Raw genomic sequence first — 25131 nt, forward strand, 5'->3', positions numbered from 1 at the left:
CGCCTCGTGAGGCGCTCTTGGGATGATACCGCTTACTGCACGGGGGCCGGTGCTGGAACCGCCGCCGGTTCGCCCGGCTCGGTGAGCCCTGGCATACCAAACATGCCAACCAGCTCTTCCAGCGACATTTTCTGCCCGTTCAGCGTGACCTGACCGTCGGCGTATTGCAGGCTGCTATTGATGGCGTTGTCCTGGGTGGTGGTCAGACGGAACATCTGGCCCATGGCCGCCAGTCCTTGAACCTGCTGTTTAGCCAGCTTGCTGGCATCTTCCTGCTGATAACCTTCCAGACGCGCAACCTGCGTCATCAGTTCGGTCGCCATTTCCATAGGAATGGTTAATTTGGCATCCAGCGATTTCACGCCGCGATCGACCTGCTGAGCCAGGGTTTGTGCTTCACCGGTGGCCAGAGCCGGGTCTTTCAGCGCCAGCGACAGGTTCAATGCGCTCTCACCCTTGGTATTTTTCCAGCTAAGAGGTGACAGTGTCACAACTGGATCACCTTTCATCAGCAGCGGCAGAGAACTGAACAGGGCATCCACGGCTTTCTGCTGATAGAGATCTGGGTTCTGCGTCAGCGCCGGGTCGGCGAGCAGCGCCTGCGTTTTCGCCTGATACTGCTGGCTAAACTGGTGCATTGCCACGCCGTCAATGCCGTCGACTTTAAACGTCAACTGGCCGCTACCGAAGTCCTGATTTTGCAGCTTCAGGCTGTTGATCGAATAGTCGAGCTGGCTGTTGATTTTCTTCTTATCCGCGGTCAGTTCAGACTTACCGGCAATGCGCATGCCGTTAATCTCAGCCAGGTCTTTGCCTTCTACGGCAATAGCCAGACGCTCCAGATTCAGCGTCTGATCGCCCACGCGCTCGTCAAAAGCGGTCAGGCTGCTGGAGCCATCGGTTTTCAGGTCATTGAAGGTGAACTGGACTTTCTGACCATATTCATTCACCGCATTCACTTGACCGCTTTTGGCTTCGCCGGTCAAGGATACCAGGCTACCCTGGTTATCGGCTGACAGCGTAAAATCACCGCCGCTAAAGGTGACTTTGTCGGTGTCTTTTTCGTAATCCAGCGGCTTAAGCGAGATGGCGGATTCGGTATCGCCGTTGTAGCTAATGCGGGTATTGATATCAAATGGCGATTGGCCTTTTGCGATATCAAACAGCGGTTTAGTGACGTCGTTGTTCACCAGCACTGAGTTTACTGACGCCATAGCCGGCGCAAGGTTAAGGTTTTTCAGCGACGCCAGCGGGAAAGGGCCGTGGCTGACGGTTTCATCCAGCAGCACGCTTTGTCCCGGTTTCAACCAGGATTTTTCGGCACCTGCCAGCGGTTTAACCACCATTTTCAGCTGGCTGCTGAATACGCCGCGCTGATAATCCTGATAGCTCACCTCGAGACCGGCTTCTGGCGCCGTCAGCTTAAGTTGGGTATTGGCCTGCGACACCATTTCTGCGATGTGAGTTTCCAGCTGTTTGCCCGTGTACCAGGCTCCACCCGTCCAGACAACCCCTAAAGCAACAATGACACCTGCGGCAACCAGCGTTTTTTTCATCGTATATATCCATAAAAATGAAACCAGGCGGAGAAGCCGCCCGGTCGAGTCATAAGGCTATGCAAAAGAGTAGCAAGCCTGTCCTGAAACTTCAGTAATTACTTCAACTTATTATAAACGCGCGCTAAACGACCGCTACCGCTGACCTCTACCGGTGATTCGTCGGCGGCAACAAAGGCCGATTCGCCCGGTTTTAACGCCAGCGTCTGGCCGTTTTTATGAATCACGGATTCACCTTCCAGGCAGAAGACAATCGCCGCGCCATCCTGGGCCAGTTCAGTAGCGCTGGCGCTTAGGTTATGCAGGGAGAATGCAAAATCGTCTACCGGGATCGGGAAGTCCAGTGTCTCACCGTGTTTTTCTGGCTGGGTTAATAGCGTGTTTGCCGGTTTCGCGGTGAATTGAACGTTCGCCACCAGTTCAGGGATGTCGATGTATTTCGGCGTTAACCCGGCGCGCAGCACGTTATCGGAGTTTGCCATGACTTCCAGGCCGGTACCGCGCAGATAGGCGTGCGGCGTTTCAGCGAACAGGAACATGGCGTCACCCGGGTTTAGCTGCACCACGTTGAGCAGCAGCGGGGAGAACAGGCCGCTGTCGTCTGGATAGAACTCGGCGATCAGGCGGATGCCATCCCAGGCAGGTCCGGTTTGCGTTTCGAGAGCGGCACGCAGCACGCGCAGTGCATGGGCTTTTTCGTCACCCTGCATATTGAGCAGACCAGCGAATAGGGCACTCAGACGCTCGCTGGTCGGTTCGGCGATAAATTGCCCGATGGCGGGGTTGGCATCGGCAACCGGGGCCAGCAGCGCAGTGATTTCGCTGAATTCACGGAAGGCGTTCATCGCCAGGAATGGGGTCAGGGCGAAAACCAGCTCCGGCTTGTGGTTAGGATCTTTATAGTTGCGCTCGGCCGCGTCCAGCGGGATACCGGCGGCGTTTTCTTTAGCAAAACCGACTTCCGCCGCTTTTTTGCTCGGATGCACCTGAATAGAGAGCGGTTGAGCCGCGCAAAGGACTTTGAACAAATACGGCAATTCGCCAAAACGCTCGGCGACTTTTTTACCTAACAGCGTCGTTTTGTCGGCATCGATAACGTCGCGCAGCGACTGCTCCTTGCCATGGCTATCCAGTACTCGTGAGCTGCTCTTAGGGTGCGCGCCCATCCACAGTTCTGCCATTGGCAGACCATCAGGATTGGCCATTCCGTAGAGTTCCGTTAACGCAGTTTTGCTGCCCCAGCCGTAGTTTTGCACTGAGTTGATGAGTTTTTGCATTATCAAGCCCTGTTTTAAATGTGGATTCTTTGCGACGTATTAAAGCAAAAAAACGCACTGGCGTATGCGGGAGAAATAAAAAGTCGTACTAGTCTCAGTTTTTGTTAAAAAATTGTGTACGATAGGGTAACTCGCTTTTACATGGGCAAATGGGAAGTTCGCCCTTCATAACATCATCAAAGCAGTAAGTGAGAGCACAATGTCGAATAAACCTTTTTACTATCAGGATCCTTTTCCGTTAAAAAAGGATGAAACCGAATACTATCTGTTGAGCAACGACTACGTTTCCGTCGCTGAGTTTGAAGGGCAGGAAGTCCTCAAAGTTGCCCCGCAAGCGCTGACGCTTCTCGCCAAACACGCCTTCCACGACGCCTCCTTTATGCTCCGCCCCGCGCACCAGCAGCAGGTGGCTGATATTCTCAATGACCCGGAAGCCAGCGAAAACGATAAGTACGTGGCGCTGCAATTCCTGCGCAACTCCGATATCGCCGCGAAAGGCATTTTGCCGACCTGCCAGGATACCGGTACCGCCATCATCATGGGCAAAAAAGGCCAGCGCGTGTGGACCGGTGGTGGCGATGAAGCGGCATTGGCGCGCGGCGTCTACGATACCTTTATCGAAGACAACCTGCGCTACTCGCAAAACGCTCCGCTGGACATGTACAAAGAGGTCAATACCGGCACCAACCTACCGGCGCAGATCGACCTCTACAGCGTGGACGGCGACGAGTATAAGTTCCTGTGTATCGCCAAAGGCGGCGGTTCGGCGAACAAAACCTATCTCTACCAGGAAACCAAAGCGCTGATCACCCCGGCGAAACTGAAAAACTATCTGGTCGAGAAGATGCGAACCCTGGGCACTGCGGCCTGTCCGCCATATCACATCGCGTTTGTGATTGGCGGTACTTCAGCGGAAGCAACGCTGAAAACCGTGAAGCTGGCGTCCACCAAATATTACGACGGTCTGCCAACCGAAGGTAATGAGCACGGCCAGGCATTCCGCGATACCCAACTGGAAAAAGAGTTGCTGGAAGAGGCGCAGAACCTGGGTCTTGGTGCGCAGTTCGGCGGCAAGTACTTTGCCCACGATATCCGCGTAGTGCGTCTGCCTCGTCACGGCGCATCCTGCCCGGTGGGGATGGGGGTTTCCTGTTCCGCTGACCGTAACATCAAAGCCAAAATCAACCGTCACGGTATCTGGATTGAAAAACTGGAAAACAACCCAGGCAAGTACATTCCCGAATCGCTGCGTAAAGCCGGCGAGGGTGAGGCGGTGAAGGTCGACCTCAACCGCCCAATGAGTGAGATCCTCAAACAGCTTTCTCAGTATCCGGTTTCCACGCGTCTATCGCTGAGCGGCACGATTATTGTCGGCCGTGATATTGCTCACGCCAAGCTCAAAGAGCGGATGGACAAAGGTGAAGGGCTGCCGCAGTACATTAAAGATCACCCGATCTACTACGCGGGGCCAGCAAAAACGCCTGAAGGCTATGCCTCCGGTTCGCTGGGCCCGACTACCGCAGGGCGTATGGACTCGTACGTGGATCAGCTGCAATCCGAAGGCGGTAGCATGATCATGCTGGCCAAGGGCAACCGCAGCCAGCAGGTCACCGACGCCTGCCATAAACACGGCGGTTTCTACCTCGGCAGCATCGGTGGTCCAGCGGCGGTACTGGCGCAAAGCAGTATTAAGAGCCTGGAGTGTGTGGAATACCCTGAATTGGGGATGGAAGCTATCTGGAAAATTGAAGTGGAAGACTTCCCGGCGTTTATCCTGGTGGATGACAAAGGCAATGACTTCTTCCAGCAGATCCAGTCGTCACAGTGCGACCGCTGCGTGAAGTAATCTTTTAACCGCCCCATGGGGGCAACCGCTAGTTTGAGATTGAGATACCCGGGGCGACCACCGGGTTTGGTGTCCCTCCGGGAACCCAATCCCGGCGTTTCCCCTAATCGCCTTGCTCAAGTGTACGGTTGTTACCCCTCGTGGCGGTTTTTATTTGTACCATACTTACCCAAGTTTGCCTGAGCAATGTCACTTCACAATCACTTTGAATTCAAGGAGAAGGTAATGACAACGTCACGCTGCGAAAGCGATTCTATGGGCCCGATTGAGGTTCCGGCCGATAAACTGTGGGGGGCGCAAACCCAGCGCTCGCTGGAGCATTTTCGGATCTCCACCGAGAAAATGCCGCTTTCGCTGATCCACGCCCTTGCGCTTACCAAGCGCGCGGCGGCAAAGGTAAACCAGGATTTAGGCCTGCTGAAGGCCGATAAAGCCGGGGCGATCATCGCCGCGGCTGATGAGGTATTGAATAACCAGCATCCGGACGAATTCCCGTTAGCTATCTGGCAAACCGGCTCCGGTACCCAGAGCAACATGAACATGAACGAGGTATTGGCCAACCGCGCCAGCGAGCTGCTGGGCGGCGAGCGCGGCATGTCGCGGTTGGTGCATCCGAATGATGACGTCAATAAAAGCCAAAGTTCTAACGATGTGTTCCCTACCGCGATGCATGTGGCGGCGGTGATTGCGGTGCGTGAACAGTTGCTGCCGCAGCTGGCGGTTTTGCAGGAGACGCTGCGTCAGAAGTCTGAGAGTTTCCGCGATATCGTCAAAATTGGCCGCACCCATCTTCAGGATGCCACGCCGCTGACGCTGGGCCAGGAGTTCTCCGGCTGGGTAGCGATGCTCGAGCATAACCGTCGACACCTTGAACAAAGCCTGCCGCATCTCAGTGAGCTGGCGCTGGGTGGCACGGCGGTGGGGACCGGTCTGAACACCCACCCGGAATATGCGGTCCGCGTGGCGCAGGAGCTGGCGACCATTACCCAGCAACCGTTCATCACGGCACCGAATAAATTTGAAGCGCTGGCGACCTGCGATGCGCTGGTGCACGCCCACGGCGCGTTAAAAGGGTTGGCGGCATCGCTGATGAAAATCGCCAATGACGTGCGCTGGCTGGCGTCCGGCCCGCGCTGCGGTATCGGTGAACTGTCGATCCCGGAAAACGAACCAGGGTCGTCAATCATGCCGGGCAAAGTGAACCCAACGCAGTGCGAAGCGATGACCATGCTCTGCTGCCAGGTGATGGGCAATGATGTCGCGGTGAATATGGGCGGCGCCTCCGGAAACTTCGAGCTTAACGTCTTCCGCCCAATGGTGATTCATAACGTGCTGCAATCCGTTCGCCTGCTGGCAGATGGCATGGAGAGCTTTAACGAGCACTGTGCGATAGGCATTGAACCCAACCGCGAACGCATCGATCAACTGCTCAATGAGTCGTTGATGCTGGTGACTGCACTCAACACCCATATCGGCTACGATAAAGCGGCTGAAATTGCCAAAAAGGCGCACAAAGAAGGGCTGACGTTGAAAAATGCTGCCCTGGCGCTGGGTTACCTGAGCGCCGATGAGTTTGACCGCTGGGTTCGCCCGCAGGAAATGGTGGGTAGCCAGATAAGCGGCGCTTAATCGGTCGCTAACCACAGGTGCAGCCGCGGGATAATCAACTGCAGCGGCTGCGCCTGCGGTTTATGCCGATGCTGAACGTTATCGGCATCGTAGTTCAGCAGTTCGCCAAGATCCGGCACGCTCACGTCGTTTCTGCCGGACAACACCGCAATCAGCGGCCCGGGGCAGGCGTACTGCACCTGTTTTTGCTCTCCTGCATACCACACGCGCGCAATCGGCTGAACCTTCACCGGGCGCTTGATTTTCAACCGGGAGTTCTGCGGCAGGGCGGCGATATCCTGATACTCTCTTTCCAGCTTTTGCTGCCACTGCTCCCGGGTCCATGGCGGCACGGCGCGCGGCGACTTCAGGCTTTTTTCCAGTTGCGCCATCACTTCATCGCGGGTCAGATTTTTGATGATGTGTTTGTTCGCCCAGCCAAAGCGAATGGTGCTGGGATCGGAAAGTAGGGTCAGCGAACGGTAGGCATTCAGGGTAATCAAGCCGGGAATATAGCGATGCACCCACTCAAAACGAGCGACTGGCGGCAGACCGGAATCGACGGTAATGATTTTCTCCAGCTCCGCTTTCAGCGTATTAATCAGTTCGACGCGGGCAGCTAGCGCCTCATGTTGTGTCGTGCTTGCCTGTAAGCAAATTGTCCCCGGTAGCCGCACTGCTGCTTTGCTGCTGCGGTTTTCCGACTGCTGCTGGATAAACAGGTGGCCGAAGTGTTGCAATGAGCGGGTAAATGCCGTCTGGCCAATATGTTGCACCACCTTAACCTGTGACATCGGCGCGTGTTCCGCGCTTTTATCGACTTCAGGTAGCTCAAACACTCGCGCAGTCAGCAGACGGCAGTCGCTCAACTCATCGCGCAGGGCGGCAATGTTGCGTTCAATCTGGCGAAAGGTATCGGTTAACCGTTCAACAAGGTCGTAGCTGGCCATCGTTATCCTTTGAGAGTGACATTAGTTACAACATACTGTTTGTGCTTTCACTATACGCCGGGATTGGACTCTGTGCAAACCGCGGTCAGCTAGCCGCGGGCAGGGAGATGTGATGATAAATAGGCCACTGCAGGCTGAAGCTGGCGCCGCCGAGCGAACTGCTTTCGCAACTGGCGTGACCGCCCATCGCCACGGCGATAGAGTGCACGATGGCAAGCCCCAATCCGCAGCCGCCGGTGGCGCGATCGCGGCTTGGATCGAGACGGACAAACGGCTCGAAGACCCGTTCGCGTTCACTTTCCGCAATACCCGGGCCGTCATCTTCAACTCGCAGGCAGGCCTGGCTGCCGTTAAGAGTCAGGCTCACCTGAATTTTGGATTGGCTATAGCGCATGGCGTTGTTGATGAGATTGTCCAGCACGCGCTCCATCAGACGCATATCCAGCGCGCCGAAATCACCGTGCGTTATCTCGCCAATGACTACCTGGCGCTGCGGGTTTACCGATTGAACATCTTCAACGTGGGCGGCAATCCAGCCGGGCAGGTCAGGCGTGGTGAGCGACAGCTCGGTTTGCGGGCGGTCGAGACGGGCATAGGTCAGCAGTTCTTCAATCAGCGCTTCCAGTTGGCCGATATCGCGATTGAGCGCCAGCGATTCCGCTTCGGTCAGATTTTCGCTCATCTCCAGCCGATAGCGGAGGCGCACCAGCGGGGTTCGTAGCTCATGGGCTATGCCATCGATCAATTGCTTCTTACTGGCAATCAGGGCGTTGATATTATCGGCCATCTGGTTAAACGCCACGCCCAGGCGTTCGAAGCTCGACATGCTATCAAAGTGAATGCGCTCACCGAGATGGCCGTCACCAAAGCGCTGGGCCGCGCTTTCAAGGCGCAGCATATCCTGCCAATGAGGCCGCATCCAGATAAATACCGGGAAGGCCAGCGAAATGGCAATAAACGCCATCAGCGCAATATCTAAGAGCCGCATCTCATGCATAAAGTAGAGATAGGGAATCGGTCCGACGGCCAGCACATAGTGACTGCGCGGAATTCGCTGAATAAAGGTGTACTGATCGTCAAGCGCCACGATATCGCCCGCGCGCAGGTGCTGCATGGAGCTTTCTGCTAGCTGGAATTTACTGAGTGGCTCGATACGCAGATCGAACGACAGGTTCAAATCCAGCTCGTTGAGGGTTTTACTCCAGTTACGTGGCGGTATTTCGCGCAGTTCGCTGCGCATCAGATATAACGAGCTTTTCATCAAATCGTCGAGCGACTGACGTCCTGCCCGTTCGGCGGTGAACTTGTACACGAGGCCGACCAGCATAGTCATGACCAGGAAGCAGACAAACAGCAGCAGGTAAAACTGTACAAACAGCTTTTTCATGAAAATTCACCGAGTGTTCAATACGTTAGCACGTTCATTGCGAGGGTGAGCAAGCTTATAAGATTACACGGTAATAAAGAGATATGCATGCAACAACGCATCCAAATAGCATCGGTGTTTTACATTTCATGCGAACATTAAGATAACCTTAAGAAGATCGCATGCAATGCTAATGGCTAATCACCCTGAAAATTTATGATGATAGGCAGATTCTCAATGTGGCTATTATCATATGAAATTAGATACGCACGTTACGCTTCCTGTAATTGTTCTGATTGTGGTGTCAGCGCTATTTCCATTTGTCGCTGACTGGCATATTCCGCTGCTGGGCGGGGCGGTCGTCACGCAGATTGAAAACATCCAGGCACTGTGGCTGCTATTTGGTGCGGTGTTTACCGTATGGTATATCAGGCCATTGGCAAGGCCAGAGGGTGAAAAACAGTTCTGGATGTGGGCCGCACTGTGGTGGTTGGTTCTGTTAGGTCGGAGCACCAGTTGGGGACGCGTCTATTTTCCGGATGCGCCACATATCGTATTTAAAACTATTTCGGTTATTCTGGTTGGCGGGCTACTGCTCAGTTTGTTGTCTACGGCGTTACGCAAAGAAATTGCCCGTCGGATGCGCAAGGATACGTTTCCGCTGTGGCTGATGGCAGTAACAGTTGTCACGTTTTTAGCCGCCGATACCATAGAGCATCACCGTTTATTAGCGCCGCTGTTGGTGCGCGATCTGCATTATTCGGAGCTGATGGAAGAACTCTACGAAATACCGTTTATGGTTGGGCTATTCTTCGTGACGTTCTATTTTATGAAAGCGGATAAAAAGGCAGAAATGCTGTTCCCAATACGTTATCAGCACAGTCATTAATATTAAACGCCTCAGCGTTCAGGTCGCTGAGGCGTCGACGTTTAATTGAGCGTCACGTCGGCCGGCGTCGCCGGCGATTCTTGTTCCTGCTTCAGAACCCGGCTGGCAATGACCCCGGACATCATCGAACCATTCACGTTCAATGCGGTACGCGCCATATCAACAATCGGCTCGATAGCGATGAAGATACCCACGAGTGCCACCGGAAAGTTAAGGGTGGATAGTACGATCAACGCCGCAAACGTCCCGCCGCCGCCGACTCCCGCCACGCCAATCGAACCCAGCGCAATCGCTGGCAGCAGCGTAGCGAGGAACGTAAAGGATAGCGGATCGATCCCCATAGTAGGCGCAATCATCGCCACCATAATTGCCGGATAAATCCCCGCGCAGCCGTTTTGTCCCATGCTGGAACCAAAAGAGGCCGCAATATTCGCAATAGTGCCTGGAACGCCGAATTTTTCCTGTGCGGTAATCGCCAGTGGAATCGCCGCGGCGCTGCTGCGCGATACAAAGGCAAAGGTCAGGACCGGCCATACGGTTTTGTAGTATTGCAGCGGATTATGGCCGGTTAGGATGAGTAAAATCGCATGGACGATAAACATCATGGCGACCGCCAGGTAGCAGGCGGCAATAAAGCCTAACAGACTGGTAAATTGTTCCAACTGATAGGTGGAGAAGACTTTGGCCATTAAGGCCATGACCCCGTATGGCGTCAGTGCGATCACGATGCGGACCATCTTCATCACCCAAATCTGAATCGCGTTAATTCCGGCGCTCAGTTTTGCCCCTTCTTCCGGCGCATCCTTTTTCACCTTCAGCAGCGCGACACCGGCCAGCAGGGTAAAGATAACGATGCCAATAACCGACACGCTGCGTGCGCCCGTCAGATCGAGGAACAGATTGGTTGGGATAAGCGAAGTGAGAAGCTGTGGCAGTGAGACGGCGGCGGTTTTACTCACGTCATCGGTCGTTAGCGTTGACTGCATATGGCCGAAGGCACTGGCATCAAGGCCAATCACATGAGCGGTAAGCAGGCCGACGAAACCGGCAATCATCACCAGAACCAACATACAGGCGACGATGGTTAGCGACATTTTGCCAATTCCGGCATTGTTCTCGAGTTTATTAATGGCGGAAAGAATGGAAATAAAGATCAGCGGCACCGCGACCAGTTTCAATAAATTGACGTAGCCGTTACCAATAATGCTATACCAATCAATGACGATTTTGCTGCTGTCGGTGGCAATAAAATGCAGAGATAAGCCGATGATGGCGCCGATGAAAATGGCGATAAATACAGCACGGGAAAGCGAATGGCTTTTTTGATCTATTTTGAAAATGCCCCATGAGCAGATTAAAAAAAGCACAATATACGCAAGCGTGATAAACATAATGTGAGTCTCTTGCCCCATTCAGCACCTGAAATGCCGGAAAGAGTGGTTTGCTATTAAATAAACCTCAAAGCCGATATGGATTTGAGTTCGTGGCGGATTATAAAGATAAAAACACCGTTTTGTCATACAAAATGCGTGGTTTTATGCTGTTTTGATTGCGATGAAGGGGGAATGCGTTGCGGTATTAAAATCGGCAGCTTGTTATCGAGGTTACATTCTGGATAAATGGTTTTTTAACGTTCAGGCGAGGGTGCTATGCAGGCTTTATTGATTATCGATATGCAGGGATTTGTAACTGACAGAATAGCCAATGGGATGGACTATTACCCTAAGGACAGTATCGACAACATGCGCACGGTGATTCACGCATTTCGCGCGGCGGGGAAGCCGGTGCTCCATGTTCGGCATCAGACTCTGGCGCCAGATTCTCCGCTGCATTCATCGTCGCCACATTTTTTACCGGTTGCAGGTTTTGCCGAGCAGTCTGATGAACCGGTGTTGATTAAACATACGTCGTCGGCGTTTAGCTCAACCGATCTCTACCAGCGGCTGCAGCGAGATAACATCAACGAGGTCGTGGTGATCGGTGCCGTCGCTGGATTTTGCGTCAACTCGACGATTCGCGCCGGTTCTGATTTAGGGCTCGCGATGAGCGTGGTCCGCGATGCCGTATTAAGCTTCCCGCTGGACGGTGATGGTCTGGATGCGAAAGCGATTTATACCGTCACGCTTGGGCTGTTGGAGGCGGGTTTTGCCCGAGGTGTGCAGGCCGCTGACTTGACGCCCTGAAATTTATAGAAAACATTGCCAGTAGGCTAAGTTCTAGCCTGCTGGCAGCATAAACGCGTTGTTTTCTCGATCGGCGGTGTCAGCCTTCTCGGGGGTTATATTTTCTCGTCTAGCACAATCTGCTGTTTGCGTTCGGGTTATTCCCACGCATGCGGAGCAAACAGATAGCCTTTATTGCGTACCGTTTTAATACGATATGGTTCGGTGGCGCTATCCAGCAGTTTTTTGCGCAAACGTGAAATGGCGACGTCGACGCTGCGGTCCATTCCGTCGTAGCTTACGCCGCGTAAGTTTTTCAGCAGGGCATCGCGGTCCATAATTTGCCCTGCATGGGTTGCCAGCTCCCACAGCAGCTCAAAATCGGCGGTGGATAGCGCAATGTTTTCACCGCTTAACAGCACCTGGCGATTGACCGGGTCAATAGACAGAGTGCCGAAACGCAGCGCCTTGTGCGGCGTTAGCGTCGACTGTGCGCTAGCAACGTTGCTGGTGGTGGTGGTGTTCTGACGCAGGTGCAGACGCAGACGCGCCAGCAGTACGGCCGGGGGCGTGGTTTTGAGAATATAGTCGTTCGCGCCCATCTCCAGCGACAGAATATGATTCATGTCGCTGTCCAGCGAAGTGAGCAATACGATCGGCCCCTGCCACTGTCCGCGCAGATCGCGGCAAAGCGTCATCCCATCTTTGCCTGGCAGCATAATATCCAGTAGCACCAGGTCGGGCTTTTCGCGGGCAATCGTCGCTTCTGCGGTATCGCCGCGCGGTTCTACGATGACATCCATATCATGCTTGCCGAGATACGCGGCGATCAACGCCCCGACGTCGGGATCATCTTCAACATAAACGATCTTATTCATTGCTCTACGTTATGGCTGGCGAAAACGCTACGATACCGAAAAAAACGCAATTATCACAGGCACAAATCATTTGTGGTCGGGCAAACACTGTAAGTGACCGTGACGAACACCGCGCTGGGCGATAACGTCATCGGCAAAATGCTGTACATCGCCCATATCGCCTTTAAGCACGCTGATTTCCAGACAGTCCTGATGATTGATATGTACGTGCAGTGTAGATACCGACAGATCGTGGTGGTGGTGCTGGGAAGAGACCAGCCGGCTGGCGAGGTCACGTTTCTCATGTTCATACACATAGGAGAGCACCGCAAAGCCCTGAGTGCCGTGCTGTTGGGTGGTTTCCTGGGCCAGGGCGTCGCGCAAAATGTCGCGAATCGCTTCCGAACGATTATGGTAACCGCGGCGTTGGCTCAGGTTATCGAGGGTGGCCAGTAAATCATCATCAAGGGTTATGGTGACGCGTTGCATCGTGGTGGACCTTATTGTCGCGAAGGGGGAAGGCGGGAAGCACCGCGTGCTGCAGTTCTTGCCCGGCGGTAGAAGAAAAGACGAGCGAGTCGCCAACGCTTTGGGTCTCCACGATCTGGCCGTCATCCATGACCATCACCCGCTGGCAAAATCGCTCAACCAGCCGTAAATCGTGGGTGATAAACAGACAGGCGGTGCCAAACTGCTGTTGCAGCTTTTTGAGAAGACGAATAACGCCCGCCTGTATGACCAGGTCAAGATTCGAGACGGCTTCATCGAGGATGAGCAGTTTGGGCTCGACTACCAAGGCGCGTGCCAGGCATACCCGCTGAAGCTGGCCGCCGCTCAACTGCGGCGGGCGTTTGTCGAGCACGCTGTCGTCGAGGTCGACGGCGCTGAGCATGGCGCTAGCCCGTGTCAGTTGTTCAGCTTTAGTGAGCGACAGAAGATGGCGCATCGGCTCACGTAAAATGTCGCGCACGGTTTTGCGCGGGTTGACCGCGCTGATAGCATCCTGAAACACCATTTGAATATCACGGCGAAACGCCCGTTGCCTGGCGCGATTAAGCTGCGCTAGCGGTTCTCCGCGCCAGTGAATGGTTCCCTTTGCCGGGGGTTCCAGACCAACCAACAGACGCGCTAAGGTGCTTTTTCCACAGCCGCTGCGCCCCAACAGCGCAACGGTTTCGCCGCTGTGCAGCGCGAAGGAAACGTCGCGCAGAACGTTCATCTCGCGGTAGTGATGGGAAAGGGTTGTGCCGCTCAGTAATATCGTCATGCTAACTCCAGGCCGTACAGGGCAAGGTGAGCCGCCACCAGATTGCGGGTGACGCGATGTTTGGGCGCGTGAAAAAGCGTGTCGACATCGCCTTGTTCAACGATGGCGCCATTGTCCATCACCGCCACATCATCCGCCAGCCTGGCAACGACCCCCATATCGTGGGTGACCAGTAGCAGGCCCGGTCCACGGGTGTGCATCAGTTCCGCCAGCAAATCAAGAATGCGCGCCTGGGCGACCACGTCGAGATCGGTTGTCGGTTCATCGGCAACGATAAACGGCGCATCGCACAACACTGCCATGGCAATCATCATGCGTTGCAACATGCCGCCGCTCATCTCAAAGGGATAAAGCGTGAGCACGCGTTCGGCATCACTCAGCCCCACGGATGCTAACGCGGCAATCAGCGTGGCATCATCCGCGGGTCTACCCAGTGCCCGACAGGTTTCTTTGGCATGAGCTGCCATGGTGTGTAGCGGATTAAACGCGCTGCGCGGGTTTTGCATGATGGTGGCAATGGTGGCACCGCGTAAACGGCGCGGGGAGACCGGCTGGCCATCCGCGACGATGGCCCCGGTCGTTTGCCGTACGCCGGCGGGTAAAATACCCAGCGCCGCCGCACAGGTAAGCGATTTTCCACTGCCGCTGCCGCCAACCAGCGCCAGAACCCGGCCGCGTTTTAGCGTCAGGGAAACGCCGTGTACCAAAGGACGTTCAGCCCGTATGCCGATGTTGCGTAATTCAATTTGCTGTGGCATCAGTGGGCAGCCTCCGTTGCCAGATAAGGGTCAAGGCGATCGCGCAGGGCATCGCCCAGCAAATTAAAGGCCATCACGCAGATAAACAACATCAACCCGGGCCAGAACATTTGCAGCGGTTGAGTCCAGATATACTGACGTGCGTCGTTAATCATCACCCCCCATTCGGCGGTAGGCGCGCTAACGCCGAGACCGAGAAAAGACATCCCGGCAACGTGTAGCATCATATGGCCAATATCCAGCGTCGCCAGAACCAGCAGCGAGGGAATGACGGCACCGGCCAGATGATCGATAAACACCCGCAGATGTCCGGCGCCGGAAAGGCGGGCGGCGAGCACAAATTCACGCTGGCGCAGCGCAATCGTCAGGCTCCGCACCATCCGCGCGTACCACGCCCAGTGCGATAGGGCGATGGCGAGGATCACATTGGTCAACCCGGTACCCAGCACGCCGACCATAAAGAACGACAGAATGGAGGTGGGAAAGGTCATAAACATATCGGCAATCCGCATGGTGAGCTGATCGACGCGGCCGCCGAGCAGCCCAGCGCTGCCGCCGATAAGCAGGCCAAGCGCCAACACCAGCAGCAGACAGGCCAGCACCGAGCCTAGCGACACGCGAGTGGCGGCCAGCAGGCGGGAGAATATGTCGCGTCCCAGATGATCGGTGCCCAGCCAGTGTTCGCTGCTGGCGGACTGTAATCGTGCGGGTAAATCAATCGCCTGAGGATCGTATGGCAGCCACCATTGGCCGGTGAGCGCGACGAACGCCAGCAACGCAATAATGAGGATGGCCAGGCGAACCGAGCCGCGCGAGGAGAGGAAAAAGTTCACGAATGCGCTCCTTCATGACGACGGATGCGGGGATCCAGCGCGGCATTCAGCAGATCGACCAGTAAATTACAGACCACAAAAACAATCACCATCATCAGGGTAAAACATTGGATCACCGGGTAATCACGGTTGAAAATCGCTGAGACGGCGTAGCGCCCGACGCCCGGCCAGGCAAAAATATTCTCGATAATCATTGTCCCGCCAATCAGCTCACCGATATGCATGCCGACCGCCGTCACGACCGGCAGCGAGGCATTGCGTAAAATATGACGCCGCTCAGTTTGCCTGTCGTTAAGACCGCGCAGCCTGGCCCAGGTGACATGGCGTTGTCCGGCGACTTCCAGCATGCTGGCGCGCAGCAGGCGCGCATTAATCGCCAGCGACATAAAGGCTATCGACACGGCGGGGAGGACTAAATGCTGCCAGCCGCCGTAACCCAGCGCCGGTAACCACTGCCAATAGACCGAGAACACCATCACCAGCAAAAACGCCAGCCAGAAATTGGGCATCGATACGCCGAGAAAGGCGACGATCCGCACGACAAAATCGGGCAGGCGATCGCGATGGCGCGCCGCCCATATGCCCAGAGGCACCGAGGTGAAAAGAATCAACACCAGCGCGGCGCCCGCCAGTTCCAGCGTGGCAGGTAGGAAGTTCAGCATGTCATCCAGTACCGGGCGCTGGCTGGCAAATGAGATACCAAAATCCAGATGCAGTGCATTCCATAACCAACGACCGTACTGAACGACCAATGGTTCATTTAATCCCAGCATGCTCCGCGTCGAGGCCACCATTGCCGGCGTTGGCGGCAGGTTAGACAAACGCAGATAGTCGAGCGCCGGGTCGCCGGTCCCCAAACGCAGCATCAGGAAGATGATCACCGACGCGGCAAACACCATCGGGATCAGCAGCGCAAGGCGCCGTATGACGTAACGCAACATTAGGGTTTCACCGGCGTAATCAGTTCAAACGGAATATCGGAGGCAATCGGCGCGTAGGGGATCGTCCCCAGCTCCGGTTTGGCGACCACCATCATCGAGATATAGCTAATTGGTAAATAGACCGCGTCATTATGCAGGCGCGTGAGAATGTCGCGATACAGCGCCTGACGTTGACGGGCATCGCGGGTCTCCAGTACATCGCTGATCTCTTTGTCGATGATGGATTTATCGGCGAGGCCCTGTTGCGCCTGAAAATCGGCGTGTGATGGAACGCGCATGGAGCTCATAAAGGCGTGCGGATCGTACGGCGCTCCCCAGGTGCGGTTGAAGATCATGCCAAAACGGCCATCGCGCTGACGGGCGTAGATGCTGCTTTCTTCCTCTCCCACCAGCGCTACATCGACGCCAATCCGGCGCATATCGGCCTGGATGATTTCGGCCATCGATTTACTCAACGCATCGGTACCGATAAAGGCCAGTTCAATACGCAGCGGCTGGCCATTTTTCTCGCGAATTGTTTTATCTGCGGGCAGCGTCCATCCGGCTTTATCCAACAAACTGATTGCCTGCTGCGGCGAGTATTGACGCGGTTTTAGCTTAACGTCGGCATACGGAACGGCAGGGGAAAACAGGGTATCGGCCACCTGTTGAGTGCCGTACAACACATTGTCGATCAGCGATTTTTTATTCAGCGCGTGGTTTAACGCCTCACGCACCAACAGCTCGTTCGTCGGCGTTTTCGCCGAATTGAGCGCCAGCATCACCGTTTCAATCGGTTGAGAAAGCTGGGTATGGTAGGCGGGAATGTGGCTAAAGCGCGCGAAGGTGTCGAGCGGCAGCAGCCCCTCGTTACCATACAGCAGGTCGATATCGCCGGTTTCGAAGGCCACGGCGCGGGTAGTTGGGTCCGGAATCACCTTTACGGTAACTTTTTGCAGCGCCGGTTTCTTTCCCCAATAGCGTTCGTTGCGTAGCAGCACGTCATACTGATTGAGCTTCGACTCTGCAAGAACCCACGGCCCGGTGCCGATCGGCGCGTGAATTCCGTGTTGCGTTTCGTGGTCTTTAAACTGGGACGGCGCGATAAAGCGGAACGGACGCGGCAGGGCTAACTCTTGCAGAAACGGATAATAAGCACTTTTCAGGCTGATTTGCAGCCGGTATGGGTCGAGTGCTTTCACTTCGGCGATCTTGTTCACCAGCTCCAGCCAGGCGTGCCGCTGGCGGTTATCCAAAACAGCGCGGAAATTGTCGGCGGCGGCGTAGGCATCAAAGACTTCGCCGTTGGAAAAGGTGACGTCCTTGCGCAGGGTAAAGATCCAGGTTTTACCGTCCGGCGAGTGTATCCAGCGGCTCGCCAGCCAAGGAACCACCGAGCCATCGGCCTGATATTTAACCAGCGGCTCGTATACCATACTTTGGGCGAACATCTGGTTTGGCGTATACAGATGCGGATTGAGTGCCCCGACGTTGACCGGCCAGGCGATGTTGATTTCATTGACTGCGGAGGCGTGAGCGAAGAGAGGGATGCAGGTGAGCAGCGCCCAAAGCGAGCGGCGTAGTCTGGACAAAACGATGGCCTTAATGATGGAGGTATACAACGAAAAGAGTATGACGATTGTAAGGATTCATCATACGAATGAGATGAGCGGGATCAAAGTAATCCCGATTACGGGCGGTAACGGGGATACGTTTTCTATTCATAATCAAAAGCGTATCCGCTATGCTGAAGCCACATGTTGTTAAGCGGTGAAAAATGAAATGGGGTTGTTAATTAAAGCGCTGCTCGGGGCGCTGGTGGTGGTATTGATTGGAGTGCTGGCGAAAACCAAAAATTATGCCATTGCTGGCCTGATCCCACTGTTTCCGACCTTCGCGCTGATTGCACACTATATTGTCGCCAGCGAACGGGGAACGGAGGCGCTGCGCGCCACCATCGTGTTTGGAATGTGGTCGATCATCCCGTATTTCCTCTACCTGCTGTCGCTGTGGTATTTCACCGGGATGATGCGCCTGCCGTTGGCGCTAGCCGGCGCGGTGGCGTGTTGGGGAGTCAGCGCCTGGCTGCTGATTTTCCTGTGGGGCCGTTTTCACTAAACCAGCGGACGGCCGCCATCGACCGCAAAGGTACGGCCGGTCACGTAGCAGCTGCCGAGGATGTAATCCACGAGATCGATGATCTCTTTCTCCCCGGCGGCAATCTTCATCAGCGACTTATTCAGCGCTTTCTGGCGATACGCCTCGTCATCGTGCTCATTAAACAGCACCAATGCGGGGGCAATGGCATTCACCTTCACTTCTGGCGCCAGCTTGCGGGCAAATGAACGCGTCATATTATCCAATGCCGCTTTGCTGGCCGCGTAGGCGATATGCTTGTCGCTACCGCGCTCGACCACATAATCGGTGAAGTGAATAATATCGCCCTCCGCATGACCATGACCGCGCAGCAGATCTTCCAGCGCATGGTTAAGCAGATAGGGGGCATGTACGTGAATTTGCAGCATGGCGTTTAGCACGTGGCTGAGCGATGCGGTAGGGCTTTCCGCCAGCCAGCCGCTGGCGTTATGCAGAATACCGCGCAGGCTGGTGCACTGCTCTCTGACTTTATCGGCAAAGGTGTAAATGCCTTCGTCGGTCGAAAAATCAGCCTGAATGCACACCGCGCCGGCTTTGCGCAAAACGTCAATCGCCGGATAGTGGGTGCGGTAGCTCAGGATAACCGGCTGTTGCTGGGTGAGAAAATGGTGGGCAAGGGCGAGGCCGATACGGCGGCCTCCACCGGTTATCAGGATCGGGCGTGATAGCATGTTTCCCATCGTTATCTCCGTTTCAAATTGACGATGAGGAGACGCACGTTACCTCACCAACATCCACGTTGCTGGAATAGCCGCAACCAGAAGCAAACCAATTAAGGCTAATTCACGACGCTTAAGCAGGACGTTATCCTCATGAGTGCGCCGCGCATAAATAAAGACCATTAGCCCCGGTGCATACAGCACCACCGACAGCAGCAAATGCATCGGCCCGGAAGCATATAATAACCATAAGCCATAAATACAGGCTCCGACACCAATCACCTTATGTAGTGGGCGGCGGGCCACTTTTAAGAGGAACGCGCCGACCAGGAAATACGGCACCAGGATCATCTCAGAAGCGATGGTCAGCAGAGTGTTATAGTCGGAACCGGTCAACCAAATCAATACCAGGCTTGCCTGTACGCTCAGGTTGGTTAACCACAGCGATGCGGAAGGCGCATTGTTGGCGTTCTGACGGGCAAAAACGCGCGGGAAGGCTTTGTGCGTTGCCGCCAGCAGCGGAACTTCAGCCGCCATGATGGTCCAGCTCAGATAAGCGCCACAGACGGAAATAATCAGCCCGGCGGCAATCACGATCTCACCCCACGAACCCATCATGCGAACCATCAGGCCGGCCATGGACGGGTTGCGCATTTCGGCCAGCTCCGGACGAGCTACCACACCCATCGACAGCAGCGTCACCAGCAGATAAACGCACAGCGCAGAAATCACCGCCAGCAGGGTCGCGCGACCGACGTCCTTCTTATTGCGCGCGCGGGCAGAGACCACCACCGCGCCTTCCACGCCGATAAACACCCACAGGGTGATCAGCATAGTATTTTTCACCTGTTCCCATACCGGTACGCCTAAATCGATACCGCGGAAGTCCAGTGTGAAAACGTCGCTATTAAAGGCGATGGCGGCGAGGACGATAAACAGGCCCAGCGGTACCAGCTTAGCCAGCGTCGCGGCGAGGTTGATGCTGGCGGCCGTCTGAACGCCGCGCAGCACCAGAAAATGCACCACCCACAGCAGTACCGAAGCACCGACAATCGACTGCCAGGTGTTGCCGTCGCCAAACAGGCGCAGTTCCGGCGTATCGGTAAAGAAGCTCAGGGCGGAAAAGACGATAACCAGATAGGAGACGTTGGCGATCACCGCGCACAGCCAGTAACCCCAGGCGGAGCAGAAACCGACCAGCTCGCCAAACCCTTCACGCGCATAGGTAAAAATGCCGCCGTCCAGATCCGGACGAATACGGGTCAGGACCAGCATAGCGACGGCCAGGAACAGAATGCCGATGCCGGTAATGGCCCAGCCAATCAGCAACGCGGCGGGACTTGCCACCTGCGCCATGTTTTGCGGCAGACTAAAAACGCCCGCACCGAGCATGGAGCTCAGAACCAGGGCTGTCAGGGCGCTAAGCCCTAATTTCTTTTCCATGTGAATCCTGTCGTGGAAGAAGAAGAACAAGAATATTTATTTGGCGAAATCGCATAAACATGGAGGATTGCGCTGAGGCGGCGATTTTACGGAGAGCGATGCGGACATGCAACAGGGGAAGGCTTAAAGCGAAAAAAAAGGCGGCTGGTGCCGCCTTTGGGGGGTGTTTATTTGTACAGATCGGCGCTGATGGTGACGTTACCGCCGCGCTCCTGCCATTGACGCGTAATATGGTAGTACTTCGCGTCTTTCTTCGCGGCACGTTTAGCCACCTGGTAGGAGACTTCAGTCATGTTGCCGTAGTTACCGGTGAACTTGATGCTGTCGAACGGCACCATCTGTGCAGCGGCCACTTTGTTCAGCTCTTCCACTTTTGTGCCGTCCGGCAGCGTGACACTGTAACGCCCGCCTTTAGAGGACTGCGTTTCGAAGAAACGGCCTACGCCGGTACCTGAACCCACGGCTGCGGTGGTAGCTACACCTGGGATCTCAACCTGCTTCGCCGCTTCGCCGCCGGCAGCCAGCGCTTTACGACCAGCATCGGAATCAGCCGGAATGGCGTCAGGACTTTGCAGAACGCGTTTTTCCGCATCGGCCTTATAGACATAAGCGGTAATACGCTGGTTGCCACCATCGTTGGCGTCAACCTGACGGACGATAAAGAAGGAGGCCGCACCTTTGGCTTTCGCCGCTTTGGTGATGGCGTCGTTCACTTCAGGCTGGCTGCGGTAGAAGCCCTGAACGGTGACGGTATCATAAGGAACCAGCGCAACGGCCTGGTCTTTTGGCAGTTCCATCACGCCATTGATGATGCGGTTTTTCGGCACGTCAGCTTTTGGCGCATCTTCTTTATAGAAATCGGCTGTTACGCGCCAGTTCCCGCTGTTGCCGTAGTCTGAGGTGTCGACAACGTAAAAAGAGGCTGCGCCTTCTTTATCCGCTTTGCGGGACATTGCCTGTACCGCGTCGCCAATGGCGGTAAAGCGACCGGTGATCACAACGCGGTCATAAGGTTTCAGTGCGGACGCTTGCTCCGGGGTCAGCTCAGTGGCTGCGTGAGCGGACATCGCCGCGGCAGACAACATGGCGGACACGAGGAGGGTGTTCTTAAGCTTCATAAAAATAATCCTTCGCCTTGCGCAAACCAAATTCGGGAAATGTTGTTAACAGGAAAACATCTGATTATGGCATTGAAATGACTCCACTGTCTGCGTCATTTTTAACTTCAGATGCGAACCCGGTGACGGTTTTGAATAACTTTTCCTGATATGTTGAAAAAACGGGCGCTTGACCAGAAAAAGCGGTCAACCATATGACTTTTTTAAGTTAATGGAATGTTAATTGGCCTGTCACGTCCGAGAATAATCATGTTTTCCCGCGCTGATTAAGCGAATTATGAGGCTCGCTAATCAAATCGGGGTAAATATCGCTGTTTGTAGCCCTCTGAACTCATTATTTGGCATTTAATGCAAAATAGTAATTTTTGGCGCTAGATCACAATCGGTATTTTCAGTAGGTTATAGTCAGTTTGTTACTGTTTTATTTATTCAGGTTGTTCGCCTGTTAGCTCGCAATGGGTTACCCGCAACAAACTGGCAAAACGGCAAACCATCATATAAGAACCGATGGAAGGGAATAGTTATGCGTATTGGTGTACCAAAAGAGAGGTGGGCCCAGGAAACGCGAGTAGCAGCGACGCCGAAAACGGTGGAGCAGTTGCTTAAGCTCGGTTTCAGCGTGGCAATTGAAAGTGGCGCAGGAAAACTGGCAAGTTTTGACGATGAAGCCTTTGCTCAGGCTGGCGCTGAAATCGTCTCGGGTGATGCGGTCTGGCAATCGGATGTGATCCTCAAGGTCAACGCGCCAACGGCGGAAGAGATCCCGAATCTTAACCCGGGCACGACGCTGATTAGCTTTATCTGGCCGGCGCAGAACGCCGATCTGATGGCTAAACTTGCCGAACGTAACATTAACGTGATGGCAATGGACTCCGTCCCGCGTATCTCCCGCGCTCAGTCGTTGGATGCACTCAGCTCTATGGCCAACATCGCCGGTTACCGTGCGATTGTGGAAGCCGCCCACGAGTTTGGTCGCTTCTTTACCGGGCAAATTACCGCTGCTGGTAAAGTCCCTCCGGCGAAAGTGATGGTGATTGGCGCCGGGGTTGCCGGTCTCGCCGCCATCGGTGCGGCAAACAGCCTTGGCGCCATTGTGCGTGCATTCGATACCCGCCCTGAAGTCAAAGAGCAGGTGCAGAGTATGGGCGCCGAATTCCTCGAGCTCGACTTCAAAGAAGAAGCGGGCAGCGGAGACGGTTACGCCAAAGTGATGTCCGAAGCGTTTATCGCCGCAGAAATGGCGCTGTTCGCCGCGCAGGCGAAAGAAGTCGATATTATCGTCACCACCGCGCTGATCCCAGGTAAACCGGCACCGAAGCTGATTACCCGTGAAATGGTAGATTCCATGACTCCGGGGAGCGTTGTGGTCGATCTGGCGGCGCAAAACGGCGGTAACTGTGAATATACCGTGCCGGGTGAAGTGTTTACCACCGCGAACGGCGTGAAGGTGATCGGCTATACCGATCTCGCCGGTCGTCTGCCGACTCAATCTTCGCAGCTCTACGGTACCAACCTGGTTAACTTGCTCAAACTGCTGTGCAAGGAAAAAGACGGTAACGTTACCATTGATTTTGACGATGTCGTGATTCGCGGTGTGACGGTGATCCGCGAAGGTGAAGTCACCTGGCCGGCACCGCCAATTCAGGTCTCTGCTCAGCCACAGGCGGCGCCAAAAGCCGTGGAAGCCCCGAAAGAGGCAGAAAAACCGGCTTCCCCATGGCGCAAGTACGCGCTGATGGCGCTGGCGATTATTCTGTTTGGCTGGCTGGCCAACGTGGCGCCAAAAGAGTTCCTCGGCCACTTTACCGTGTTTGCGCTCTCCTGCGTGGTGGGTTACTACGTGGTATGGAACGTCTCGCATGCGCTGCATACGCCTTTGATGTCGGTCACGAATGCCATCTCCGGCATTATCGTGGTTGGGGCGCTGCTGCAGATTGGCCACGGTGGCTGGGTCAGCTTCCTGAGTTTTATCGCGGTACTGATCGCCAGTATTAATATTTTTGGTGGTTTCACCGTCACTCAGCGCATGCTGAAAATGTTCCGCAAAGGATAAGGGGTAACAAATGTCTGGTGGATTAGTTACAGCTGCATACATTGTTGCCGCGATCCTGTTTATTTTCAGCCTGGCGGGGCTGTCAAAGCATGAAACCTCACAGCAGGGCAACTACTTCGGTATTGCCGGGATGGCGATTGCGCTGATTGCAACCATCCTCGGGCCGGATAGCCATAACGTTGGCTGGATTATCCTCGCGATGATCATCGGCGGCGCGATTGGTATTCGTCTGGCGAAGAAAGTTGAAATGACCGAAATGCCGGAGTTGGTTGCCGTACTGCACAGCTTCGTCGGTCTGGCCGCGGTGCTGGTCGGTTTTAACAGCTATCTGCAGCATGAAACCGGGATGGACCAAATTCTGGTCAATATTCATTTGACCGAAGTGTTCCTCGGCATCTTTATCGGGGCAGTGACCTTTACCGGTTCTATCGTTGCGTTCGGTAAGCTGTGCGGCAAAATGTCGTCCAAACCACTGATGCTGCCTAACCGCCACAAGCTGAATCTGGCGGCGCTGGTGGTATCTTTCCTGCTGCTGATTGCCTTTGTGCGCACCGATAGCGTCGGAACTCAGGTCCTGTGCCTGCTGATTATGACGGTTATTGCGCTGGCGTTCGGCTGGCATCTGGTGGCGTCGATCGGCGGTGCGGATATGCCGGTGGTGGTTTCGATGCTGAACTCCTACTCGGGTTGGGCAGCAGCAGCAGCGGGCTTTATGCTCAGCAACGACCTGCTGATCGTGACCGGTGCGCTGGTGGGTTCCTCCGGTGCGATCCTGTCGTACATCATGTGTAAAGCGATGAACCGTTCATTCTTCAGCGTGATTGCCGGTGGTTTTGGTACCGATGGCTCCTCAACGGGCAGCGATGAAGAAGTGGGCGAGCACCGCGAAATCAGTGCGGAAGAGACGGCAGAAATGCTCAAAGATTCCCACTCGGTTATCATCACCCCAGGTTATGGGATGGCGGTGGCGCAGGCGCAGTATCCGGTGGCTGAGATCACCGAAAAACTGCGTGCGCGCGGCGTGAAGGTGCGCTTTGGTATTCACCCGGTTGCTGGGCGTCTGCCGGGCCACATGAACGTGCTGCTGGCGGAAGCGAAGGTGCCTTACGATATCGTGCTTGAGATGGATGAAATCAACGATGACTTCTCCGACACCGATACCGTGCTGGTTATTGGCGCGAACGATACCGTTAACCCTGCCGCGCTGGATGATCCGAAGAGCCCAATCGCCGGTATGCCAGTGCTCGAAGTGTGGAAGGCGCAAAACGTTATCGTCTTCAAACGCTCGATGAACACCGGCTACGCCGGGGTGCAGAACCCGCTGTTCTTTAAAGAGAACACCCAGATGCTGTTTGGCGATGCCAAAGCCAGCGTGGATGCGATTCTGAAAGCGCTCTGATTTTTTTGTAAAT

The 25131-nt window shown here is 55.0% G+C and carries 22 protein-coding genes; 7 read left to right on the top strand and 15 right to left on the bottom strand.

The window, feature by feature from the left end; all coding sequences use genetic code 11:
• Positions 1-32: 32 nt before the first annotated feature.
• Positions 33-1556 carry a YdgA family protein gene (locus tag KCR01S_RS02685; RefSeq protein WP_061279618.1) on the bottom strand — a complete coding sequence of 508 codons (1524 nt, stop codon included), beginning with the start codon at positions 1554-1556 and terminating at the stop codon, positions 33-35.
• Positions 1557-1654: 98 nt separating this feature from the next.
• Positions 1655-2833, bottom strand: a complete 1179-nt coding sequence (gene manA / locus KCR01S_RS02690) for a mannose-6-phosphate isomerase (protein WP_061279619.1) — start codon at positions 2831-2833, stop codon at positions 1655-1657.
• A gap of 199 nt (positions 2834-3032) precedes the next feature.
• Between manA and fumA the strand changes: the two genes are divergently transcribed.
• Both fumA and fumC read left to right on the top strand, forming a co-directional pair.
• Complete coding sequence (gene fumA, locus KCR01S_RS02695) at positions 3033-4679, top strand: class I fumarate hydratase FumA (protein WP_061279620.1); 1647 nt, start codon at positions 3033-3035, stop codon at positions 4677-4679.
• A gap of 225 nt (positions 4680-4904) precedes the next feature.
• On the top strand, positions 4905-6308 hold the full coding sequence (gene fumC / locus KCR01S_RS02700) for a class II fumarate hydratase (RefSeq protein ID WP_061279621.1): 1404 nt from the start codon (positions 4905-4907) through the stop codon (positions 6306-6308).
• On the opposite strand, the gene tus is transcribed toward fumC, so the two are convergent.
• Together tus and rstB are read right to left on the bottom strand one after the other, a co-directional pair.
• Positions 6305-7237: a DNA replication terminus site-binding protein gene (tus, locus tag KCR01S_RS02705; RefSeq protein ID WP_061279622.1), complete on the bottom strand. Its 933-nt coding sequence runs from the start codon at positions 7235-7237 to the stop codon at positions 6305-6307. The two genes, fumC and tus, sit on opposite strands and share 4 nt — an antisense overlap.
• Before the next feature lie 85 nt (positions 7238-7322).
• Positions 7323-8624, bottom strand: a complete 1302-nt coding sequence (rstB, locus tag KCR01S_RS02710) for a two-component system sensor histidine kinase RstB (protein WP_061279623.1) — start codon at positions 8622-8624, stop codon at positions 7323-7325.
• A gap of 232 nt (positions 8625-8856) precedes the next feature.
• Here rstB and KCR01S_RS02715 point away from each other — a divergent pair, with 232 nt between their 5' ends.
• Positions 8857-9492 (top strand): hypothetical protein, encoded by a 636-nt coding sequence (locus KCR01S_RS02715; RefSeq protein WP_061279624.1) that lies wholly within the window; start codon positions 8857-8859, stop codon positions 9490-9492.
• 41 nt (positions 9493-9533) lie between these two features.
• On the opposite strand, the gene KCR01S_RS02720 is transcribed toward KCR01S_RS02715, so the two are convergent.
• Complete coding sequence (locus KCR01S_RS02720; RefSeq protein ID WP_061279759.1) at positions 9534-10883, bottom strand: cation:dicarboxylate symporter family transporter; 1350 nt, start codon at positions 10881-10883, stop codon at positions 9534-9536.
• A gap of 258 nt (positions 10884-11141) precedes the next feature.
• Between KCR01S_RS02720 and KCR01S_RS02725 the strand changes: the two genes are divergently transcribed.
• A complete protein-coding gene (locus tag KCR01S_RS02725) occupies positions 11142-11675 on the top strand; it encodes an isochorismatase family protein (RefSeq protein WP_061279625.1) in 534 nt (177 codons plus the stop codon).
• A gap of 137 nt (positions 11676-11812) precedes the next feature.
• Here the strand turns inward: KCR01S_RS02725 and rstA are convergent, their stop codons facing one another.
• From rstA to nikA, 7 genes are all read right to left on the bottom strand, one after another.
• A complete protein-coding gene (gene rstA / locus KCR01S_RS02730; protein WP_061279626.1) occupies positions 11813-12532 on the bottom strand; it encodes a two-component system response regulator RstA in 720 nt (239 codons plus the stop codon).
• Between the two features lie 66 nt (positions 12533-12598).
• Positions 12599-13000 carry a nickel-responsive transcriptional regulator NikR gene (nikR, locus tag KCR01S_RS02735; RefSeq protein ID WP_061279627.1) on the bottom strand — a complete coding sequence of 134 codons (402 nt, stop codon included), beginning with the start codon at positions 12998-13000 and terminating at the stop codon, positions 12599-12601.
• On the bottom strand, positions 12975-13778 hold the full coding sequence (gene nikE / locus KCR01S_RS02740) for a nickel import ATP-binding protein NikE (RefSeq protein ID WP_061279628.1): 804 nt from the start codon (positions 13776-13778) through the stop codon (positions 12975-12977). The genes nikR and nikE overlap by 26 nt, the downstream gene beginning before the upstream one ends.
• Entirely contained in the window at positions 13775-14536 is a 762-nt protein-coding gene (gene nikD, locus KCR01S_RS02745; RefSeq protein WP_061279629.1) for a nickel import ATP-binding protein NikD, read from the bottom strand. The genes nikE and nikD overlap by 4 nt, the downstream gene beginning before the upstream one ends.
• The gene (nikC, locus tag KCR01S_RS02750) at positions 14536-15369 is read right to left on the bottom strand and encodes a nickel ABC transporter permease subunit NikC (protein WP_061279630.1); all 834 of its coding nucleotides are present in this window, start codon (positions 15367-15369) and stop codon (positions 14536-14538) included. The genes nikD and nikC overlap by 1 nt, the downstream gene beginning before the upstream one ends.
• Positions 15366-16310, bottom strand: coding sequence for a nickel ABC transporter permease subunit NikB (nikB, locus tag KCR01S_RS02755; RefSeq protein ID WP_061279631.1), 945 nt, complete (start codon positions 16308-16310; stop codon positions 15366-15368). Before nikB ends, nikC begins: the two co-directional genes overlap by 4 nt.
• Entirely contained in the window at positions 16310-17887 is a 1578-nt protein-coding gene (nikA, locus tag KCR01S_RS02760) for a nickel ABC transporter substrate-binding protein (RefSeq protein ID WP_167348804.1), read from the bottom strand. Before nikA ends, nikB begins: the two co-directional genes overlap by 1 nt.
• A gap of 184 nt (positions 17888-18071) precedes the next feature.
• Here nikA and KCR01S_RS02765 point away from each other — a divergent pair, with 184 nt between their 5' ends.
• Positions 18072-18407: a GlpM family protein gene (locus KCR01S_RS02765; RefSeq protein WP_035895486.1), complete on the top strand. Its 336-nt coding sequence runs from the start codon at positions 18072-18074 to the stop codon at positions 18405-18407.
• Here KCR01S_RS02765 and folM read toward each other — a convergent pair.
• From folM to ydgH, 3 genes are all read right to left on the bottom strand, one after another.
• Entirely contained in the window at positions 18404-19126 is a 723-nt protein-coding gene (gene folM, locus KCR01S_RS02770; RefSeq protein WP_061279633.1) for a dihydromonapterin reductase, read from the bottom strand. The genes KCR01S_RS02765 and folM overlap by 4 nt on opposite strands.
• 39 nt (positions 19127-19165) lie before the next feature.
• Positions 19166-20548 carry an amino acid permease gene (locus KCR01S_RS02775; RefSeq protein WP_061279634.1) on the bottom strand — a complete coding sequence of 461 codons (1383 nt, stop codon included), beginning with the start codon at positions 20546-20548 and terminating at the stop codon, positions 19166-19168.
• Between the two features lie 167 nt (positions 20549-20715).
• On the bottom strand, positions 20716-21666 hold the full coding sequence (gene ydgH / locus KCR01S_RS02780) for a DUF1471 family protein YdgH (protein ID WP_061279635.1): 951 nt from the start codon (positions 21664-21666) through the stop codon (positions 20716-20718).
• Between the two features lie 523 nt (positions 21667-22189).
• Between ydgH and pntA the strand changes: the two genes are divergently transcribed.
• Positions 22190-23719 (top strand): Re/Si-specific NAD(P)(+) transhydrogenase subunit alpha, encoded by a 1530-nt coding sequence (pntA, locus tag KCR01S_RS02785; protein WP_061279636.1) that lies wholly within the window; start codon positions 22190-22192, stop codon positions 23717-23719.
• 10 nt (positions 23720-23729) lie between these two features.
• Entirely contained in the window at positions 23730-25118 is a 1389-nt protein-coding gene (gene pntB, locus KCR01S_RS02790; RefSeq protein WP_061279637.1) for a Re/Si-specific NAD(P)(+) transhydrogenase subunit beta, read from the top strand.
• Positions 25119-25131 lie beyond the last annotated feature (13 nt).

Source organism: Kluyvera cryocrescens NBRC 102467, from assembly GCF_001571285.1.
Lineage (GTDB): Bacteria > Pseudomonadota > Gammaproteobacteria > Enterobacterales > Enterobacteriaceae > Kluyvera > Kluyvera cryocrescens.

What these genes read in the sequence shown, in the direction of transcription:
- KCR01S_RS02715 (WP_061279624.1), top strand. Translation starts at nt 8,857, where the DNA reads ATGAAATTAGATACGCACGTTACGCTTCCTGTAATTGTTCTGATTGTG.
- manA (WP_061279619.1), bottom strand. Translation starts at nt 2,833, where the DNA reads ATGCAAAAACTCATCAACTCAGTGCAAAACTACGGCTGGGGCAGCAAA.
- KCR01S_RS02765 (WP_035895486.1), top strand. Translation starts at nt 18,072, where the DNA reads ATGGGGTTGTTAATTAAAGCGCTGCTCGGGGCGCTGGTGGTGGTATTG.
- nikR (WP_061279627.1), bottom strand. Translation starts at nt 13,000, where the DNA reads ATGCAACGCGTCACCATAACCCTTGATGATGATTTACTGGCCACCCTC.
- KCR01S_RS02720 (WP_061279759.1), bottom strand. Translation starts at nt 10,883, where the DNA reads ATGTTTATCACGCTTGCGTATATTGTGCTTTTTTTAATCTGCTCATGG.
- pntB (WP_061279637.1), top strand. Translation starts at nt 23,730, where the DNA reads ATGTCTGGTGGATTAGTTACAGCTGCATACATTGTTGCCGCGATCCTG.
- nikB (WP_061279631.1), bottom strand. Translation starts at nt 16,310, where the DNA reads ATGTTGCGTTACGTCATACGGCGCCTTGCGCTGCTGATCCCGATGGTG.
- ydgH (WP_061279635.1), bottom strand. Translation starts at nt 21,666, where the DNA reads ATGAAGCTTAAGAACACCCTCCTCGTGTCCGCCATGTTGTCTGCCGCG.
- KCR01S_RS02725 (WP_061279625.1), top strand. Translation starts at nt 11,142, where the DNA reads ATGCAGGCTTTATTGATTATCGATATGCAGGGATTTGTAACTGACAGA.
- KCR01S_RS02775 (WP_061279634.1), bottom strand. Translation starts at nt 20,548, where the DNA reads ATGGAAAAGAAATTAGGGCTTAGCGCCCTGACAGCCCTGGTTCTGAGC.
- folM (WP_061279633.1), bottom strand. Translation starts at nt 19,126, where the DNA reads ATGGGAAACATGCTATCACGCCCGATCCTGATAACCGGTGGAGGCCGC.
- nikD (WP_061279629.1), bottom strand. Translation starts at nt 14,536, where the DNA reads ATGCCACAGCAAATTGAATTACGCAACATCGGCATACGGGCTGAACGT.
- nikE (WP_061279628.1), bottom strand. Translation starts at nt 13,778, where the DNA reads ATGACGATATTACTGAGCGGCACAACCCTTTCCCATCACTACCGCGAG.
- fumA (WP_061279620.1), top strand. Translation starts at nt 3,033, where the DNA reads ATGTCGAATAAACCTTTTTACTATCAGGATCCTTTTCCGTTAAAAAAG.
- KCR01S_RS02685 (WP_061279618.1), bottom strand. Translation starts at nt 1,556, where the DNA reads ATGAAAAAAACGCTGGTTGCCGCAGGTGTCATTGTTGCTTTAGGGGTT.
- fumC (WP_061279621.1), top strand. Translation starts at nt 4,905, where the DNA reads ATGACAACGTCACGCTGCGAAAGCGATTCTATGGGCCCGATTGAGGTT.
- tus (WP_061279622.1), bottom strand. Translation starts at nt 7,237, where the DNA reads ATGGCCAGCTACGACCTTGTTGAACGGTTAACCGATACCTTTCGCCAG.
- rstA (WP_061279626.1), bottom strand. Translation starts at nt 12,532, where the DNA reads ATGAATAAGATCGTTTATGTTGAAGATGATCCCGACGTCGGGGCGTTG.
- rstB (WP_061279623.1), bottom strand. Translation starts at nt 8,624, where the DNA reads ATGAAAAAGCTGTTTGTACAGTTTTACCTGCTGCTGTTTGTCTGCTTC.
- pntA (WP_061279636.1), top strand. Translation starts at nt 22,190, where the DNA reads ATGCGTATTGGTGTACCAAAAGAGAGGTGGGCCCAGGAAACGCGAGTA.